Consider the following 2304-nt stretch of genomic DNA (forward strand, 5'->3'; position numbering starts at 1 on the left):
CCAATTGCGGATGCGCGCAAGCAATTTGAGGCTGAGCAGCGAGTCGCCGCCCAGTTCGCCAAACGATGCGTCGCGGGAAATATCGCTACGCCCCAGCAGGTCGCTCCACAACTGCGCCAGCGCCCGTTCCACCGGGCCGCGCGGGCCCTCGCTCACGGGTAGGGTGGTCTGCGTCGTCGGCAATGCGCGACGGTCGAGTTTGCCATTGGCGGTCAGTGGCAGTTGCTCCAGCACGGTCCAGTGGGATGGCACCAAGGCGTCCGGCAATTGGGTAGCCAAGGACTGGCGCACGGTTTCCACGGCAGTCCCGGCCGCCAGCACCAGATAGGCATGCAACTGGTCGCCGCCGTCTTCACCGGGCACGGCGATCACAGCCACGTTGCGCACCCCGGCCAGATGGCGGATAGCGGTGCTGACTTCGCCAGGCTCGACCCGGTAGCCACGAATTTTCACCTGATCATCGCTGCGGCCCAGATATTCCAGGCTGCCATCATCGAGGCGGCGCACGCGATCACCGCTGCGATACAGGCGCGCACCGGGCGCGCCATACGGGTCCGGCACGTAGCGTTCGGCGGTCAAGCCCGGCCGGCCCGAATAACCCTGGGTGACGCCAGGGCCGCCCAGGTACAACTCGCCCATCACGCCCCTCGCCACCGGATTCAGATAGGCATCCAGGACCCGGGCATCGACGCCAGCCAGCGGGGTGCCAATGGGCAGAGTGCGGGCGCGCAGGCGATCCGCATTGGCGGCGTCCTGGCACAGCGCGCCAACCGAGGTCTCGGTGGGGCCATAGTGGTTGAAAACGCGTAATTGCGGGGCGAGCTTGCGAATCTCATCGAGCAGCCGCCAGGAAGTGGCTTCGCCGCCGAGAATCAACGTGTGCCGTGGCAGCACTTGGGCCGGTTCGCGGGCGTTAAGCAGGGCCTGCAAATGACTTGGGGTGATTTTCAGTACGTCGGCGCCCTGCTCGCCTTGCCACTGGGCAAAGGCGTCGGGGTCGAAGGCATGCTCATCACCGGCCAGGTGCAGCAGGCCACCCTGGCTCAGGGCGGCGAACAGCACCGTATGACCGAGGTCGGCGGCCACTGTCGAGACCATGGCGAAACTGCTGTTCGCAGGCCATTGCAGGCGCTGGCCCAGCCCTGCGACATACGCGGCCAAGTTGCCGCGACTGGCGACCACCGCCTTCGGCGCGCCGCTGGAACCCGAGGTGTAGATCAAATAGGCCGGCAACTGCGGCACCAGGATCGGCCAGGCTGCCAGCGACGAGGGCATCGGCACGTCCAGATCCAGCGCCAGCCGGTCCAGGCCAGGCACTTGAGGGTCGTCACCCAATACCAAACACACACCGCTGTCGGCCAACACCGCAGCGCGGCGTTCGGCCGGCCAGCGCACATCGATGGGCACATAGGCAGCGCCGCACTTGAGCACCGCCAGGATGCCGGTCACCAGTCCCGGCGTGCGTCCGGTCAGCAACGCCACCCTGGCACCGGGACCGACGCCACGGGCCAGCAGGTGTTGGCCAAGGGCCTCGGCGGCGTGGTCGATGTGTGCGCGACTGAAGGTAGTACCGTTGCAGGTCAAGGCTGCGGCGTCAGGGTTGAGACGATGCTGGCGCTGCCAGGCGACAAGCACATCTTCAGCGGCGATTGCCGGGGCATCGGCGCGGTATACAGGTCCGACGGCCAGTTCCAGCAACGGTCGGTCCGGCGCCAGGCTGACGGCGTCGGCCAGTGCAGACAGACTACCGGCCAAGGTCTTGATGCGCTCGTCGTCGAACAGGTCGCAGGCGTAGGCGATCAGCACTTCGATGCCATCGGCACGGTCAGTGAAATCCACGCTCAGGTCGAAATGCACGTCGCCCGCCGCCAGCCCGTCGAGGCTCATGGACAGGTCGGCGAAGCGCTGTGGTCGGCTGGCCGATTGCTCAGTGCACTTAACCTGAAACAGCGGATGCGTGCCCGCCTCACGGGGTGGCGCCAGGGCCTGCAACAGTTGGTCGAACGGCAGCTGGGAATGTTCCTGAGCCTCGAGCAAGGTGCTGCGCACCTGATTCAGTAGCACGGTAAAACTGCATAGCTCGTCGACGCGGGTGCTCAACACGCTCAGGGTGGTGAAGTAGCCCACCACGCGCTGGGTTTCGGCACGGGTGCGGTTGGCCAGCGGCGAGCCGATGCTTACCCTGTCGGCACCGCTCTGGCGTGCGAGCAAAAGGTTAAGCAGCGCCAGCATGGCCATGAACGTGGTCGCGCCGTTGGCCTTGGCAAGGCTGCGCAAGCGTTCGCTGGTGTGCGCTGGCAATTG

Annotated in this window: 1 protein-coding gene; it reads right to left on the minus strand. The window is 66.2% G+C overall.

From position 1 onward, the window contains the following. On the minus strand, positions 1-2304 hold a 2304-nt coding region (locus L9Z73_RS29300), incomplete at both ends, for an amino acid adenylation domain-containing protein (protein ID WP_247408365.1).

Origin of the sequence: Pseudomonas emilianonis, from assembly GCF_023072625.1 — a bacterium.
Taxonomy (GTDB): Bacteria; Pseudomonadota; Gammaproteobacteria; order Pseudomonadales; family Pseudomonadaceae; genus Aquipseudomonas; species Aquipseudomonas paraveronii.